Below are 17,238 nucleotides of genomic sequence, written 5' to 3'. Positions count from 1 at the left end.
TCCCTCTAATTCTGGTGGATCTTGCTGCCCTTGAATTGGATATCGCCGGATGCCTTGCCGCTGATCTTTCCGGAAGCATCAATGGAAATATCCTTGCCTTTGATGTTGATCGTCCCATCCTTCTTCATGATGATCTCCGCACTTCCGCACTTCAGCGTGATCGAGTCCTTCGCCTCGAGCGTATAATTCTTGCCTACGTTGAAGGCCGAGTCGTCGGCGATCTGGACCAGGCTCTTTTTTCCAACCTTCAGCTCATGTGCGCCCGCTACCTGTGTGCTGTCGTCGACGCCTATCTCTGTCTTGCGGGTTTTGGTGATCTCGGCCATCTGGGCGCCGCCAATTTTTATGCCCTGGTCCGCGCCGATCTCGATGCTCTGGCTGGCGGATATGTTCCAGCTGTCGCTGGCCCCGATCGTATGGCTCTGCGCCGCGCCGACCGTGACCGACCGTGTCGAACCGATTGTATTCTCTTGCGGCCCGCCAACGCTTCGTGTCTCAGACGCCCCGACCGTGTCGATGCGAGCAGCGCCAACAGTGACCGTCTGGACAATCCCCACCGTCTGCGAGTGGTTAGAGCCGATCGTCTCCGAAGAGTTCGAACCGATGCCTATCGTCTCGTTTGCACCCACTGTCAGCGAGCGGTTCTTGCCCACCGTCTCGGTGTCGTTCGAGCCGATATTCGTGGTCTGGTCGACGCCGACCTTGACCGTCTTGTTGTTGCCGACATCCTCGTCGAGGTTGTGGCCGACAGAATGCTTGGCGTCGTGGTCGATGCGGTCCGACTGGTCGTGCTGGACCAGCTTGGTGCGGTCATGCTTGATCAGAAGGTTGTGGTCTTTCTGCGCCTGGAAATTGACCAGTTCGGAGCCGGCCTTGTCCTCGAACATCAGCTCGTTGTAACCACCGCCGCCTTTCGAGGAGTTGGATTTCCACCCCGACTGCGTTGCATTGCCCGGCAAGCCGTAGGGCGGCATCTGCGAGGCATTGTAGACCCTGCCGGTGATGATCGGCAGGTCAGGGTCGCCTTCGAGGAAGTCGACGATCACCTCCTGGCCGATGCGCGGTATCTGGATGAAGCCCCAGCCGCTGCCGGCCCAGGTCTGCGAGACACGCACGAAGCAGGAACTGTTTTCGTTCTTCTTGCCCAGGCGGTCCCAGTGGAACTGCACCTTCACCCGGGCATATTTGTCGGTGAATATCTCCTCGCCTGAAGGGCCGACCACCGTCGCCGTCTGCGGTCCGCGCATGATCGGCCGCGCCGTGATCCGCGGCGCGCGATACGGCAAGGCAGTCGGCGCGACACCCAGCACGATCTTGTAATTCTCACTGTGGGCTTCGTTCTGGGTCCTGTAGCCCGGATCGAACAACCTGTATTCGGCGCTGACAACCAGATACTCCTGGTTCTGGTCATCGCGCGGAAAGCTTTCCAGCTTGAACGTACAGCCGGAATGGAGGCCGCGCACGGTTCCGACCGCGGTGATGCGCTGGTGCACGGCCTGGAGTTCCTCGCGCCGGATGCCGGCCAGGGTGTCGCCGCGCCCGACATCGAGATGCGCCCCAGGCTGGCGATAGTTCTCGCCGGAGGCTTCCTTGTGGCTGAACGGCTGGGCGGACTTCGCCATCAGATCGGCGCCAGGCTTCTGGAAATCATAGTCGGTATGGGCATAAGCCCCCGGCCGCACCGAACTGCCCGGAATCCATTCGGTGATGTATTCGACGTCGCGCCGCGAGCCCTGTCCCTCAAAGTTATAAGGTATCTTCTCGTAGCCCGGCGCCGGCTTCAGCTTGCTCATCGCATCGCACAGTACGAGCGTGTGCTTGCCCTCGTCATGCTCGAAGAAATAGAAGATGCCTTCGTGTTCGAGCAGGCGCTGCACGAAATCCAGATCGCTCTCGTCGTACTGCACGCAGTATTCGCGCGAGGGGTACGACCCTTGCAGCCGCTTCTCGAATTTCGCCGTGCCGTATTTCGAGAAGATCTTTTCAACGATCTCGACAGCGGTCATGTTCTGAAAGATCCGGCAATCGGTGACGTTGCCGAGGAACCAGAGCCACGGCCTGACGACCGCTTCATAGTAGGCCAGCCGGTCCTCGATGCGAGTCAGGCGAAACTCGGACACCAGGCCGCTGAACCAGCGTTCCGGATCGGATTCCCCTTCGACCGAAACCATGCCTCCCAGCATCTTCAGCGGATCGATCTCGGAGCTGGGACTGACGAAGCCAACCGTATAGGCAAAGCAACGGCTAATCTCGTCGCGGCCGACAAGATGCGTGAAGGTCAGTTCGGCGCCGACCGGCGTCTGCACAACCGTGGCACGTTCGTTCGGCATGGGTCGAGCCCCTCCTGGACGCGGCCGCCGGCGCGGTGGATTTGAAGCTCCCGTCATCTGCCCAGGAACTTTTGAGAGCCCGCCGCACCAGGCCGTGTTGAGCCTACCACATGTTGTCCTGCCGACCAAAGAGGACGCACGGCGGAAAACCTTAACCTGTCGATGCATCGCCTCGAAACGCTGCTGTCCTGTTGTATGTGCAAACTGCTAGAATGTGGAGTATCGGTCAGTGTTCGGCGGCGATCCTGGATGTACATCAGTCTGCAAATCAACAATGTCGACGCCTTGCCTGCGGGCATCTCGGCCGGCTACGCGGCGCGGGATCGCAGCTTCGACATCGGACGCGATGCTTGCGACTGGACCTTGTCGGACCCCGACAAGTTCATCTCCGGCCGGCATTGCGAGGTCCGCTACGAGGGAGGCGCGTTCTGGCTGCACGACGTCTCGCGCAACGGAACCTACATCAACGGATCAAACCAGCGCATGACCAGCCCGCATCGGCTGGCCAATGGCGACCGGATGCTCATCGGCCGCTATGTCGTCTTTGTGTCGATCGATGAGGAGCGCGCTGCGACCGGTCACCCCAGCCACGGTTCGACGCAGCGCGAAATGCCGGTCGCTGCAGGCCGCTCGCTGGAATTCGGAGATGGGCCGTTTTTCGATCCCTCGGAGCAACAGTCCGGGCAGCGCGTTGCGGCGTCGACGTTCCCGTCGCAACCGCCCCTGCCCTCGACCAGGGATGAAGTGCTGAGGGAAATCGCCATCGGAGCCGGCATTTCGCCGGAATTGCTGCAATCGCGCGACCCGCATGAAGTTGCCGCGGAAATCGGTGCGGTGCTGCGAACGGTGGTCGAGGAACTGACATTGCTGCTGAAGGCACGCGCGGCGGCGAAGATGCTGGCCAAGAGCACACAGCGAACGATGATCAGTGCCGCCGACAACAACCCCCTGAAGTTCGTTCCGGGAACCGACGACATCCTCGAAATCATGTTCGCACGGCGCCGGACCGGCTATCTCGATGCCAGGCGCAGCATCGAAGATGCATTCCGCGATCTCAAGACCCACGAATTCGCCACCTATGCCGCCATGCAGGCCGCGCTGTCGCGGCTGCTTGACGACCTGTCTCCGGAAGCGATCGGACGAAAGCTTCCGCCGACATCGTTCTCGTCGAAGAAGAGCCAGGCATGGGACGCTTTTGTCACGACCTGGCGAACCATGGAGGAAGCACACGAGAACGGCATGCTGGACATATTCCTGGCCTATTTCAGCGAAGCCTATGCAAAAGCCGACAAGCAGAAATAGGCGTTTCAGGGGAGCCGTGGCGCTGCAGCCAACGAAGACAACTCTTCGGTGCGTGGCATCCGGTTCCAATCGAGAGTTTCCGAGATTACGATCGCTTACGACAATTCGCCAAACGGGTAAGGCTGGTCGACCTGGGTGTCTGCGACAATGTCATCTTACGGCGGGATAGCAAAATATAGCCAACTTTCCTTAAGACAGAGCCCTGCCCTGCAGGGCCTGCCTTTGCTTTGCCTGACCGCGAGAAGCTTTGCGCCTGGCCGGCAAGAGCGCGGGCGTCAGGCGCGGACGGACGATTGGCCATGAGCTCGAAAGACGATCCTTTCGGCCCGGCCCGCAAGACCGTCATTCGCGCCACGCCACGACGCGAGCGAAAGCCGGCGCCGGTCCCCCAGGAGCCTGTCGCGGATGGCGGCCAACCCTCGCAGATCAGGGACTCGACAGTGTTCGATCCCGGCGTCGGCCGGCAGACACCGCCGGGCTGGACATCCGGGACCGTGATGTATCAGGGAACTCCTCTTGCGGCGGCGCCGGCGCCGGCCCTGCGGCAGGAGACCCTACTCAATATCACCGAAAGTGTCAGATATTCCGCGGCAAACCCGATCCTTGCCGCGGCCGCACCGTTGCTGATGCTGTTGGGCCAGCTCAGGCTTGTCCCGGTCGAGAGACAAGCGGAGCCATTGGCGGAGCATGTCGCCGAAGCGATAGACAAGTTCGACCGAACGATGGAGAAATCCGGGGTCGCGGAAGAGGATGCGCGGATCGCGAAATTTGTCCTGTGCGAAACAGCCGACGACCTCATCGGCAACCTGCCTTGGCCACGAAAAGACGCCTGGGTGCAGCACAGTATGCTGACGCAGTTCTTCCACGTCGAGCCCAACGGCACGGGCTTCTTCGAAGCGCTGAACAAAGTCCTAGCCAGCCCGGAGGCACATTACGATCTGCTCGAACTGATGCATGTCTGCCTGTCGCTGGGGTTTGAGGGCCAGTATCGCGGTCTGACACGCGAGGACACCAACCTCGAACGTGTTCGGCGCGACGTCTTCGAAACGCTTCGCTATTTCAAGCCCCGCGCGGACGAAGACATCTCGCCCCATTGGCGGGGCCTGTCGGCGACGGTGACGCAGTCGTCGACGCGCCTGCCGCTCTGGGTCGTTGCGGCAGCGGCATCAGCGCTGCTGACTGCCGCATTCTTCGCGTTGCGGGTCTTCATCACCAATGAAGGCGACGCCGCCGCGGATGAATTGCTGGCGCTCAACCCATCGACGCCGATCGCCATCGAACGGGCCAGCGTGGCGCCGTTAGCCGAGCCGGCGAAAGTCACCCCGCCTCCTGCCACAACCACGCAGATCGATCGCATCCGCTCGGCGCTGGCCAAGGAAGTCGGAGCCGGCGGGCTGACCGTGGACACCAAGGGCGACTTCATCGTGGTGGAAATCAACAATCTCCTGCTGTTCCAGTCCGGCAAGGCCGATGCGAAACCAGAGTTCCAGCCCATAGCCGCTGATATCGCTGCCGCCCTGGAACCCGAGCGCGGACCGATCAGGATCGTCGGCCACACCGACAATGTGAAGCCGCGAAAATCGAGCCCGTTCAAGTCCAACTTCGACCTTTCCGTGGCTCGGGCGAAGGCTGTCGAAACGATGATGGCGCCGAAGTTCAGCGATCCCTCGCGACTGACCGTCGACGGCAAGGGCGAGGACGAGCCGATCGCCGACAATGCAACGCCGGAAGGCCGCGCCGCTAACCGCCGTGTCGATGTGATGATCGCCAAGGAGGAAACATTGTGAGCACGGCCGTTTGGAAGCGCCGATGAAGCGTTGGCTGCTGTGGATATTCAGCATGATCGCGCTGGCCGGATTTGCGGCGGCGGTGTGGTTTGCGGGACCTTTGATCCGCTTCGCCGATAGCCGCCCCCTCGGACCTGTCTGGTTGCGCGCGGCAATCATCGGTGTGATCGTGGCGGCCGTGGCGCTCTTCTATGGATTGCGTTTCTGGCGGATGCGCAAGGCGCAAAAGGCGCTGGAGATCGCCGTTGCCCGCAACGACGGCAGGGATGACGACTCGCAAGTACTCGAGGCGCGCATGAACGAGGCGATCGCCGCGCTTAAACGGTCGAGCGGCAAGCGCAATTTCCTCTATGAGGTCCCCTGGTACATCATCATCGGCCCGCCCGGCGCAGGCAAGACAACGGCATTGGTCAATTCCGGCCTGAATTTCCCGCTGGCCGTTTCGGGTGATGCCCAGCCGGTCGCCGGCGTTGGCGGCACGCGCGCCTGCGACTGGTGGTTCACCGACCAGGCCGTGCTGATCGACACCGCCGGACGCTACACGACGCAGGAGTCCAATGCCCAGAGCGACAGCAAGAGCTGGCTCGCCTTCCTGTCGCTGCTCAAGAAATGCCGCACACGGCAACCGATAAACGGCGTCATCCTGGCGATCAGCCTTGCCGATCTCATCGGCCTCGACGACCGGCAGCTTGACGCTCACGTCGTCGAGATACGCAGCCGTCTGCGCGAAATCCACGAGACGCTGAAAATCCAGTTTCCGGTGTATCTGGTTTTCACCAAGGCCGATCTTGTTGTCGGGTTCATGGACTATTTCGGCGGTTTCGACGAGACGCGCCGGCGCAAGGTCTGGGGCGCGACATTCCAGACCAGCGATCGCACGAAGAACATGGCCGCGGAGGCCCCGGCCGAATTCGATGCGCTGGCGAGACGCCTGGTCGAGGAGATGCCCGACCGACTTCAAGAAGAGGCTGACCCGGTCGCGCGCATATCCGTCTTTGGCTTTCCGGCACAGTTCGGTGCGCTGAAGGGCCGAATTGCGAGTTTTATCGCCGGCCTGCTCGATCCGGGCCGCAGCCAGGTGAATGCCAGCCTGCGGGGACTCTATTTTTCGTCAGGCACGCAGGAGGGAACGCCCATCGATCAGGTGCTGGGCGCGATCGGCCGCAACTTCGGCAACAATTCCAGCGCCCATCTTTCCGGAAGCGGCAAGAGCTTCTTTTTGCATGATCTGCTGACAGGCGTCATTTTTGCCGAATCCGGATGGGTCTCGTACGACAAATCGGCGGCAAGGCGGGCGGCGATCGCCAGATTTGCCGGGCTTGGCGCTATCGCGTTGATCGCCGCGGTGGCCCTCGGCATCCTGGCCCTAAGCTTCATCGCCAACGGGTCGCTGATCGCCTCCACCAAGCAGGCCATGGGCCAGTATCGCACAACGGCGGACGCGCTGCTCAAGAGCACCGAGGTCAACGATGTCGACCTCGAAAACGTCATTGGCCCACTCGACCAGTTGCGCGATCTGCCGGCCGGGTTCGAAACCGGCGACGTGCCGACACCGATCGAGGAAACGTTCGGCCTCAGCCAACGGGAAAGACTGCTTTCGGCATCCAGGACGGCTTACCGGCAAGCGCTGGAACGAATGTTCCGATCGCGTCTGCTGATCCAGGCGGAGCGGACGATCCAGGCCAAGATGGCCGATCCCGCCGCGCTCTACGAGCCGTTGAAAATCTATCTGATGCTGGGCGGCAAGGCGCCGAAGGTCGACGACGCGTTGATCGTCTCCTGGATGAAGCAGGATTGGGAGCAGAACCGGTATCCAGGCGAAAACAACCGCGCAGGACGCGAGCAACTTGAAAAGCACTTGCGCGCCATGCTTGCGCTGGACGACGCCTATGATCCGGTTTTCCAACTCAACCAACCACTCGTCGAGGCGGCTCAACGCTCGCTTGGGCGGATGAGCCTTGCCGACCGTGCCTCCGCGCTGATCAGGTCTGCCGTATACGCGGCGGCGCTGGACGATTTCTCCGTTTCAGCGAAGGGCGGACCGGAAACGCCGCTGGTATTCGAGCGTGTCGATGGCGGCGACCTGTCAGGCCTTCGTGTTCCCGGCCTCTATACCTATGCCGGCTTCAACCGTTTTTATCTCGGACAGCTCTCGCGCATTGCGCAGATGCTCGTCGACGACCAGTGGGTGCTTGGCGGCGGCGGCGAACAGGGCGGCATCGATCAGGAGTTGCTGAAGCTCGGCCCCCAGCTCCTCGATCGCTATGGCAAGGAGTTCGCAACCGCGTGGAACAGCGTTCTCGATGGGTTGAAATTCAAAGCGATGCTGAAGGACAAGCCGCACTATATCGCGCTTTCCGCCGTCGCATCGCCAACCTCGCCGATCGAACAGCTGTTTACAGCGATCGCCGCCGAAACTGCCCTTACGCGGGGCGCTGCTTCTGGCAAGGAGCCAGCCACCGGGGTTGAAGCCGGCACGGTTCAAGGCCCGTCGATGGCCAGGGGTCTGGCTCGGATCGGCATACAAATAGCTACCGGAAAATCGCAAAGCCGTGCCGGCACGGGATCTGCGGCGGCGCAAAACCAGAGCCCCGGGGGCAACATTGAAGCGCAGTTCCAATCGTTCCAGGCCTTGGTGAGCGGTCCTGCCGGGCGCCGACCGATCGATGCCTTGACCCAGAACTTCCGCGACATCTACAAGAGCCTGCAACTGGCGACCGACGTGCCGTCGCAGACGGATCGCGTCAACGCCAATCTGCAGCTGCAGATAGCCACCCTTCGTGCCAATTCCTCGCGCCTGCCCAAGCCACTCGCCAGAATGGTCAATGCGACGGCGGACGAATTCGAAGGCAACGTCGCCGAGACTTCGGTGGCGAATTTGAACCAGCTGCTCGACCGGGCGGTCACGGCTCCTTGCGAGGCGGCTGTCAACGGCCGTTATCCTTTCGCCGGCGATGGCACCGAGGATGTGGCGATGGCGGATTTCGCGAAACTGTTCGCACCGGGCGGGCTTCTGGACCGGTTCTTCGCGCAGAATCTCGCATCGCTGATCGACATGAGTGGCCAGGACTGGAGCTGGAAACAGGATGTGCGCTTCGGGCGCGACCTGTCGAAACCGACGCTGAAAATCTTCCAGCAGGCGGCCGAAATCCGCAGCGCCTTCTTTCCCCAAGGCGGTTCGACGCCCTCGATCAGCATCACCTTCACGCCGTTCTCACTGCATGGCGATGCTGATGCCGCGGTGCTCGATGTCGATGGCCAGACCGTCCAGAGCAACCAGGTGGGCAACGCGCCGAGCATCGTGACCTGGCCCAGCGGCGCGGCTTCCGGTTCCGCCAGCCTGAGGCTGACGCCGGAGATGCCAGGCCGCGAATCCACCATCAAGTTCGAAGGGCCGTGGGCGCTGAAGCGGCTCATGGACAAGGCGTCCATCACCGGCACCGACAATAATGTCCAAGCGCGCTTCGTGATCGGCGGGCGCGACGTCAGCTATACGATCCAGACCGGCTCCGGCCCCAACCCGTTCCTGCTTCCGGCACTTTCCGGATTCAGCTGTCCGAAGGCGTTTTGAGATGGGCTTCGAACTTTTCAATGCGGTAGCACCCTTCGGGAGGCTCAGGCGCCCGGACCTTAATTTCGATACTTTAATGGTCGAGCCTGTGGCAGACTGCCGTGAGCGAGCGCCCGGGATTGGGCCGCAGAGGACGCGTGAGAAGCGTTTGGTGGCAAGGTGAGCGATGTCGCCCTTCCCTTTGACAGTTTCGGCGTGAGCCACAAAGGCTGTGTCCGCGAGCACAATGAGGACAACTACCTGCTCGAGCCACGAACCGGGCTTTGGGTGGTGGCCGACGGAATGGGCGGGCATGAGGCCGGAGAAGTCGCCTCGGCCAGCATTGTCGACCACCTGGCCACGATCGGCATCGCAAGCTCCGCTCCGGACCTGCGGGCGCGCTTCGAGGACAGACTGAGCCGGGCCAATGCCGAGATCCGCGGCATATCGGAATCGCGCGGCATCACCATCGGCTCCACGGTCGCCGCCCTGTTGGCGATGGACGGACGGTTTGCCTGCCTGTGGGCTGGCGACAGCCGGGTCTATCTGATCCGCAACGCCGCGATCTCGCAGATTTCGAAAGACCACACCGAAGTGCAGGAACTATTGGATCGAGGCATGATCAGCGCGGCCGAGGCGCTGACCTGGCCGCGCCGCAATGTCATCACGCATGCGGTCGGCGTCAGCGACGACTTCGTCATCGATTTCCAGCAGGGCGAACTGATGCCGGGGGACATTTTCGTGCTGGCCACCGATGGGCTGACGGCACATGTCACAGATGCGGAGATCGAGGCCGCGGTGGTGTCGGCAACGCCTCAGGCGGCCTGCGAAAATCTCTTGCAAACGGTGCTGACGCGGGGCGGAACGGACAATGTGACCATTGTACTGGTGAAGATCGGAACCGGGCGCAATGGACAATCGCTCCACCCTGATCTGTCCAGAGCGGAGGGCTGAGGCCGATGAGCGCCGATGACAAGACGCGAATATCGCCGCAGGTGGCCAACACCGCGGTCGGCACGCAGCTCAGCGGCATCTACGAACTTGACGAGCGGATCGCATTTGGCGGCATGGGCGAGGTCTATCGCGGCCACAACATCCAGACCGGCGACCACGTCGCGATCAAGATAGTGCTGCCCGAGTTTGCCCGTGACCAGACGATCCTGTCCTTGTTCCGCAAGGAGGCCTCGATCCTCAACCATTTGTCGCATGACGCGGTCGTGCGATACCACGTCTTCACCATCGATCCCGGAATCGGCCGGCCCTACCTCGCCATGGAATTCGTCGACGGCGAGTCGCTGTTCGACATAATGCGAAGGGGGCCGATGCCGACGGAAGAGGTGCGCAAGCTCTGCCATCGCCTCGCATCCGGCCTAGCCGCCGTGCATCAAGCCGGAGCAATCCATCGCGACCTGTCGCCCGACAACATCATCCTGCCGGGGGGCCGGGTCGACCGCGCAAAGATCATCGATTTCGGCATCGCGCGATCAGCGACGGTGGGCGGGGAAACGCTGATCGGCGGAAAGTTCGCGGGAAAATACAACTACGTTTCACCCGAACAGCTCGGGCTGTACAGCGGCGACGTCAGCGAGCAGTCCGACATCTACAGCCTTGGGCTGGTGCTGGCCGCCGCCCTGCGCGGCAAGCCGATCGACATGAGCGGATCGCAGTACGAGATCATCGAAAAGCGCCGAACCGTGCCTGATCTCTCTGACATCGACGACGATTTTCGTGACATTGTCGAAGCCATGCTGCAACCGGATCCGCAAGACCGGCCGGTCAGCATGGCTGACATCGCCAGGATGACGCGCGGCGAAGACGAAGCGACAACACCGCCCCCATCCAGGACACCCCGCGACCGGCCGGCTTTGCCACCAGCCGAGCAAACCCTTGCTCCTGATCCCAAGCCCCAGCCATCCAATGTCGCGGGGCACAACGTGCCGGCGGCAACGGGCCCGGGCGAGCAGGGCTTCGTTCCGCATGTCCGGCCAGCGCATCTGTCCAAACCGTTGCCTTCGCCGGCCGCCAGCCCGCCGCGCACGGCCGCGAGCAATGTCCCCGGGAAACCCGCGAAGACCCGAACCATCGCGATCGCTGCTCTTGCGACGCTGGCTGTCGTCTCGGTCGCCGGCCTTTACCTGAGCGGCTTCATGACACCTGTGACGCCGACTGCCGGCAAGACATCGCTTTCGCCCGAACCATCGAAGCCGGCGCCGACGGACAAGGTCGCGAGCGCCCCCGAGCCGGCAATGACAGGTCCGGCCGCGGAGCCGGGAGCCAGCGTCCAGCCTACTGAAAAACAGCCAGATGCCGTGGCAACCCAACAGCCGCTGCCGGCCAAGCCCGCCGAAATCCCCTCGCAGGCTAAAGCCCCGAAGCCGCCGGCAATGGCAGTCCAACCGCAAACAGAGGCGAGCGCACCGCCGGCTGGAAACCAGGCAGATGCCAAGGCCGTGCAGACGGCAGAGCCGGCGAAGCCTATTGCTCTCCCGCAAGCCATGGAACCCCCAACGCCATTGGCAACGGATGCGCAGCAACCGTCCGCAAAGGCATCGCCGACACCCCAGCAGAATACGATGGTCAGCAACAGTCAGACGGCAGTTCCAGCGCCTGAGACGACAGCTCCAGCCGCACCGGCAGTTCCAGCCCCGCCAGCCGAGAAGGTGGCAACGCCGCCATCGGCCAAGCCAAAGGTTGTGGAGACCCCAAAGCCCGAACCACAGATCAGCCAGCCGGAAGCACCCAAGGTGACCGTGCCAGCACCCAAACCAAGCGTAAGCCAGACGGATACCGCGAACGCCGAGGGCCAAAACGCCTCGCCACCGCCGGCCAAACAGCCGGACCTACCAGTCGTCGCGTTGAACGTACCCAAACCGGCGATCCCCCCGGTCGTCGACGATAGCGCGCAACGTGTCTCCTGGGTTCGCGACTTCGGCGGCGGCGACTGTTTCTATGCCACCATGACGTCGTCGACCGACAAGGCCGCCGCGATCGAAGGCTTTGGCACGGCGGTCCAGCCATTCGAACGGATGCTTGGCGATTTCCAGGCAAAATTCCACGTAGAGCCGGACATCAGCGTCCGCCTCATCGAGCCGAGCCAATGCGAAGTCACCAACTTTCTGCGCTTTCTCGGGCAGACCACGGCCGACAAGCCGCAGCTTGTTCTCGACCGGACATCGGTGCCTGATGGTACGCCGATCAGCGGCACGCTGGTGACGCACGGCGGGCTCATCTCCAGTGTCCTGCTGATCGATCACAAGGGCATGATGTTCAATCTCGACGACCGCATCGTCGCACAATCCGACAAGGCCACCTTCAGCATCCCGATTGGCCTCGGCGCCGCCGACAAGGCCGCCGGGAAGGCCGTGCCGCAGATCATAATGGTGATCACGGGTCCGCAGGATATTCAGGCGGCAGCCTTCGCGACGCCGACGCCGGCCTCGGTGCTGCTGCCCAAGATTCTCGAAGAGATCGAGACCGACGGATCGCAATTTTCAGCCACTGCCAAGTATTTCCGGCTCGGCGGATAGCATGGGCGCCCGATGGAACGCTGCCGCTCGCGTTTCCCCAACTCGTCCGCCGACCTGCCCTTGGGGCAGCGTGAGCCGGCTCGAGCCCTGGTTGCCCTGACGGGCCGCATGAAGCTTGCGGTCATGGCAGGGGCGGCATTGCTGGCCGTGCTGGCGCCCGGCGAAGCGCGGGCCGAATTCACGGTCTGCAATCAGACACTCGACGTCGTCAATCTCGCGGTCGGCCAGAAGGTCGACAATGCGGACCAGACTGACGGCTGGTGGACCATCGGCGCAAATCAATGCGTGAACGTCATCCGCGAGGAACTGACGAACCGCTACATCTACATCTACGCGACTGATGTCTTTGGCCATGCGATCCTGACCGGGTCGACCGAGATGTGCATCGAGCGGCGGCGTTTTTCGATCCGCGGCATCGACGAGTGCTGGCAGCGCGGCCATATCGCAGCGCAGTTTCTCGAAGTCGATACGCTTGAACAGGTGCGGTGGACCTTCTTCCTGACCGGAAGCAATCCGTGACGCACAGTATCGACACCAGCTTCAGGGAGAAAAAACTGGCGCGCGCCGCGCTGCGCAGGCGCACGCTCTGGCGCCGGCTCATTGCCGGTTTCGCCGTGGTTGTCCTGCTATCGATCGCCACCGGTTTCTACCTCACAGCGGACTATTGGTCGTTCGGCGACGAAGACGAGGAGCTGCACGCGGTCGAAGGCACGGACGATGTGCCGGCAGATGCATCCGTCTATGTGCCTGCCATTATCGAACTGGCCGGAGATCCGATGTGGATCACGCTTGCGCCCGACGCCGACACGGCAAGCAAGGGCCATGCGGTAGCGCGCCCGTCCGAACTCGACAGTTCCGGCGCCTCACCGCAGATCGAGATCCTCTCCGACGTCATGCTGAGTGCCAGCGAAAAGTTCATGACGACGATCCCGTCGACGCAGGAGGACTTCGCCTTCTTCCAGGCACAGCGGCGGACCGCTCCGACATCGCCGGCCGCCGCACCCACCGAGCAGGCCGCTCCGCCTGCCCCGCCGGTGGCACCGAACGACCAGCAGGGGGACCTGGATAATGAGCTGGCTGCACCCGATGCGAGCGAGGCCCCGGCCGGTTCGGCGCCCAAGGCGGATGCCGGCGACGCGGAGGCCGGCTGGGGAGAGACCATCGATCAGGGCGAGGCAGCGCTGCCCGCCTTCAAGAAGACCCAGATCGAGAACAATACGACCGTCGCAACCGCGACCAACGAGTACCAGCGCTTCGAGGCGACCGAAGACACCTTCGTGAAGATCCTCAACGACCGCAGCCTGGACAGCGTTGCGCTCGATGCGCATTTCTCCGCCGACGATGCCAAGCTGGCGGGCGAAGCCTTGAAGGCGCTCTTCAACCGGGACGGCCTGGAAGCGGGTTATGTCGTCGCCATGCGCGGATTCCGGCCGAACCGCGAAACGACGACGATGTCGCTCATGCAGGTCTCGATCTACGCCAAGAATGTCTTTGTCGGCACGTTGACGCGCAATGCCCCTGGCGCCTTCGTGTCGGGTGTCGATCCCTGGGTGCAAGAGGATCTGTTCAACTACTCCGGTGCAGACCAAGGCGGGCCCAAGCGTCAATACCGCCTGCTCGATGCGATCTATTCGACGGCTGCGCGCAACAAGGTCCCGACCGGCGTCATCGGCGAGGCGATCATGTACCTGTCGCGAGGACAGGATCTCGACGCCTTCACCAGCGAGGACCAGCGCCTAGTGCTGATCTACTCGCAGACGCCGCGTGGCAAGGATGAGACGTCCGGGCGGGTGCTTTATGTCGGCGTCCAGGGCGGTGAGAAGACCATCGACTGTTTCGTCTTCCAGCAGAGCGACGGCCAGTACTCCTGCGTCACCGGCAATGACGAGGTGCGTTCGCTAACTGTCGCCAACGGCATGGTCACGCCGGTGAACGGGGTCATGACATCCACCTTCGGCCCGCGCAAGCACCCGATCCTCGGCGTCGTTCGTATCCACAAGGGCGTGGATTGGGCAGCCCCTGTCGGCACGCCGATCATGGCGGCCTTCGACGGCGAGATCAGCTTCCAGGGCGATGGCGGCAGCTATGGCAATCTGGTGAAGATCTCGCATGCGAACGGGCGCGAGACGCGCTATGCGCATATGCAAAAATTCGCCATTGCGAGCGGAGTCGGTACCAAGGTGAAGGCCGGCGACGTCATTGGCTATATCGGCACTACCGGGCTCTCGACCGGCCCGCATCTGCATTTCGAGCTCTACCAGAACGGCGAGGCGATCGATCCGCTAGGGACTGCCACCACGGTCGCCACCTATGAGACTGGCAATTCCGGCAATTCTGGCAATTCCGGCGATGTCGCCGTCGAAACGCTGACCGAGCGGATCGTTCATGTCGAGAGTGGCGGCAGCGCCCGCGCCAAGAACCCGAATTCCTCGGCGACCGGCGCCGGCCAGTTCATAACGAAGACCTGGATTCGGATGATGAATACCTACCGTCCGGACCTCGCGCGCTCGCTGTCGACCGCCGACCTGCTCGCCCTGCGCTACGACGCCACGATCTCGCGCGAGATGGTTCGCAATCTGGCGCGCGAGGGCGAAGCGTATCTTCGGGCGCGCGGTCACCAGATCACGGCCGGCCGGCTCTACCTCTGTCATTTCCTGGGAATGGAAGGCGCGCATCAGGTGCTGTCGGCGCCAGCTTCGGCACAATTGAGCGCCGTGCTGGGGTCCGCCGTCATCCAGGCCAACCCGTTTCTCACGGGCAAGACAGCCAGCTATGTGGTGGACTGGGCCGAAAGGAAGATGGGCCAGAAGCTGAGCCGTGTGGCCACCGACGCCAACCCGCCGTCGACGACTACGGAGATCCGCCAGACATCGCCGGAGTTCGAAAAATACAAGCAGGCCGTCACCGCCCTCATCAGCTCGATCCAGAATACGCTTTGACCCGGCCCGTGCGGCATCAGCCCCTCAGGCCATTGGTGTCACTATCTCTCGGGCCTCTGTGAACCAAAGTTGGGCTCAGCATCACATATGTCCAAGGATCCATTTTTGGCACAAGCGACCCAGTCGCCGACGAAATCTGGCATCCGCAGACATCAACAGTGCCCCCAGTGGGTAGAGGGCTGGTCCATGAAAACGATCACAGTCTTTCTGAGCGGGATTATCCTGGCTTTCGTTGCCGCCTTCGGCGCCGAGGCAGCCGTGCCTGACGCCAAGCGCGTCGCGCTGGTGATCGGCAACACCAACTATGTCCATGCGGTTACCTTGCCCAACCCCGCCAACGATGCCCGCCTCATCGCATCGACACTGCGCGATGCCGGCTTCGAGGTGATCGAAGGGGTCGATCAGGACAATGCAGGCATGCACAGCCTCATCAGCCGGTTCACCGAGCAAGCCTACGACGCCGACCTGGCGGTCATTTTCTATGCCGGTCACGGCATGCAGGTCGACGGCAAGAACTACCTGATACCGGTCGACGCCGATTTGACATCGCCAGCCTATCTCAAGACGCGCACCATTCAGATCGACGACTTCATGGCCGCGCTTCCGCCCGACCCGGCGATCGGCGTCATCATCCTCGACGCTTGCCGCGACAATCCGCTGGCAAGGACGCTGGCGGCCTCGCTGCCGAAAAGCCGATCCACCTCGTTGGGCACCGGCCTGGCGCCGGTCGAAGCAAGATCGGACGTCGTCGATACTGGTGGCCTGCTTATTGCCTATGCAACGGATCCGGGCGCCATCGCCTTCGACGGCGACGGGGTCGACAGTCCTTACTCCACCGCGCTCGCCAGGCATCTGACCGAGCCCGGCGTCGAAATCCAGAGCGCGCTGACGCGCGTGCGCGGCGAGGTGACCGAAACCACGCAAGGTCGCCAGCGGCCGTGGCATAACGCATCGCTGGGACGCGAGGTTTTCCTGGGTAAACCCGTCGCCGCTGCGGCGCCGCCGGCCGTAAATCCGGTAGCCGACGCATCCGCGACATCCGCCCCTGCCCCTGTCGCCAATGGTTCTCTTTCCTGGGAAGTCGAGCAACGTCTTTGGGATGAGGCCTCGAAGCACAATTCTGGTCCGTTCTACCAGGCCTATCTCGACCAGTTTCCGAACGGTCGTTTCGCCACCGTAGCGCGGCTGAACATCGACGAATTGGACGGCCCGAACGCTCAAAACCGGCAGGTCGCGGCACTCGATACGAACCAGGCGAACGCCGGTCCCGGCTCCGCCGTGCGCACCTCTGTCAGCGTTCCGGACGAGATGAAGCAGAAGCCGGGCACCGAGTTGACGGAAAGTGCGATGGGCCTCGACCGCCAGAGCCGCATCGACCTGCAGTTGCGGCTTGAAGCGTTAGGCAACGAGCTTGGGCTGATCGACGGAACCCTGGGCTCTCAGACCCGTGAGGCGATCGGCATCTGGCAAGCCGATAACGGACTGCCACAAACTACCTATCTGACGCGCGAGCAACTGGCGTTCCTGGTGATCCAGTCAGATCCCGTGATGGCAGCCGTGCGCGCCGGATATGACGCCGATCAAGCCCGTACGGCACAGCCGAGGAAGCCCGTCGTGCAGAAAGCCCGCGCGATGAAGCCGGTGGCACAAGGACCCCGCAAACAACGGCAGGTCGCTCAGAAGTGGCGCGACCGCGAGATCATGGTGCGGCGGGATGAACCTGCTCGGCCGCGGGACAATTTTCTCGCCAGGGCACTGATTTTCGGCGCTGGTGTGGCCGTGGGCAGCGTGCTCAAACACTGA

Annotated in this window: 9 protein-coding genes; 8 read left to right on the top strand and 1 reads right to left on the bottom strand. The window is 62.6% G+C overall.

Features of this window, described 5'->3' with window-relative positions; genetic code table 11:
• Nucleotides 1-5 precede the first annotated feature (5 nt).
• On the bottom strand, nucleotides 6-2,330 hold the full coding sequence (gene tssI / locus EN845_RS07375) for a type VI secretion system tip protein TssI/VgrG (RefSeq protein ID WP_135907061.1): 2,325 nt from the start codon (nucleotides 2,328-2,330) through the stop codon (nucleotides 6-8).
• A gap of 249 nt (nucleotides 2,331-2,579) precedes the next feature.
• On the opposite strand from tssI, the gene tagH reads away from it, so the two are divergent.
• From tagH to EN845_RS07335, 8 genes are all read left to right on the top strand, one after another.
• On the top strand, nucleotides 2,580-3,632 hold the full coding sequence (tagH, locus tag EN845_RS07370; RefSeq protein WP_135907060.1) for a type VI secretion system-associated FHA domain protein TagH: 1,053 nt from the start codon (nucleotides 2,580-2,582) through the stop codon (nucleotides 3,630-3,632).
• A gap of 299 nt (nucleotides 3,633-3,931) precedes the next feature.
• Nucleotides 3,932-5,419: a type VI secretion system protein TssL, long form gene (gene tssL / locus EN845_RS07365; protein ID WP_135907059.1), complete on the top strand. Its 1,488-nt coding sequence runs from the start codon at nucleotides 3,932-3,934 to the stop codon at nucleotides 5,417-5,419.
• 22 nt (nucleotides 5,420-5,441) lie between these two features.
• Nucleotides 5,442-8,990 carry a type VI secretion system membrane subunit TssM gene (gene tssM, locus EN845_RS07360; protein WP_135907058.1) on the top strand — a complete coding sequence of 1,183 codons (3,549 nt, stop codon included), beginning with the start codon at nucleotides 5,442-5,444 and terminating at the stop codon, nucleotides 8,988-8,990.
• Between the two features lie 159 nt (nucleotides 8,991-9,149).
• Nucleotides 9,150-9,923: a PP2C family serine/threonine-protein phosphatase gene (locus tag EN845_RS07355; protein WP_135880699.1), complete on the top strand. Its 774-nt coding sequence runs from the start codon at nucleotides 9,150-9,152 to the stop codon at nucleotides 9,921-9,923.
• Nucleotides 9,924-9,928: 5 nt separating this feature from the next.
• Entirely contained in the window at nucleotides 9,929-12,496 is a 2,568-nt protein-coding gene (locus tag EN845_RS07350; RefSeq protein ID WP_135907057.1) for a serine/threonine-protein kinase, read from the top strand.
• A 12-nt stretch (nucleotides 12,497-12,508) separates the two neighbouring features.
• Nucleotides 12,509-13,015, top strand: coding sequence for a DUF1036 domain-containing protein (locus tag EN845_RS07345; RefSeq protein WP_245511664.1), 507 nt, complete (start codon nucleotides 12,509-12,511; stop codon nucleotides 13,013-13,015).
• Nucleotides 13,012-15,435, top strand: coding sequence for a M23 family metallopeptidase (locus tag EN845_RS07340; protein ID WP_135907056.1), 2,424 nt, complete (start codon nucleotides 13,012-13,014; stop codon nucleotides 15,433-15,435). The genes EN845_RS07345 and EN845_RS07340 overlap by 4 nt, the downstream gene beginning before the upstream one ends.
• 186 nt (nucleotides 15,436-15,621) lie before the next feature.
• Nucleotides 15,622-17,238: a caspase family protein gene (locus EN845_RS07335; protein ID WP_135907087.1), complete on the top strand. Its 1,617-nt coding sequence runs from the start codon at nucleotides 15,622-15,624 to the stop codon at nucleotides 17,236-17,238.

The organism is Mesorhizobium sp. M8A.F.Ca.ET.202.01.1.1, from assembly GCF_004791595.1.
Lineage (GTDB): Bacteria > Pseudomonadota > Alphaproteobacteria > Rhizobiales > Rhizobiaceae > Mesorhizobium.
This window is presented reverse-complemented; position numbering and strand designations above follow the sequence as displayed.

Coding starts and splice junctions, on each gene's coding strand:
- tssL (WP_135907059.1), top strand. CDS start 3,932: ATGAGCTCGAAAGACGATCCTTTCGGCCCGGCCCGCAAGACCGTCATT.
- tagH (WP_135907060.1), top strand. CDS start 2,580: ATGTACATCAGTCTGCAAATCAACAATGTCGACGCCTTGCCTGCGGGC.
- EN845_RS07350 (WP_135907057.1), top strand. CDS start 9,929: ATGAGCGCCGATGACAAGACGCGAATATCGCCGCAGGTGGCCAACACC.
- EN845_RS07345 (WP_245511664.1), top strand. CDS start 12,509: ATGGAACGCTGCCGCTCGCGTTTCCCCAACTCGTCCGCCGACCTGCCC.
- EN845_RS07335 (WP_135907087.1), top strand. CDS start 15,622: ATGAAAACGATCACAGTCTTTCTGAGCGGGATTATCCTGGCTTTCGTT.
- tssI (WP_135907061.1), bottom strand. CDS start 2,330: ATGCCGAACGAACGTGCCACGGTTGTGCAGACGCCGGTCGGCGCCGAA.
- tssM (WP_135907058.1), top strand. CDS start 5,442: ATGAAGCGTTGGCTGCTGTGGATATTCAGCATGATCGCGCTGGCCGGA.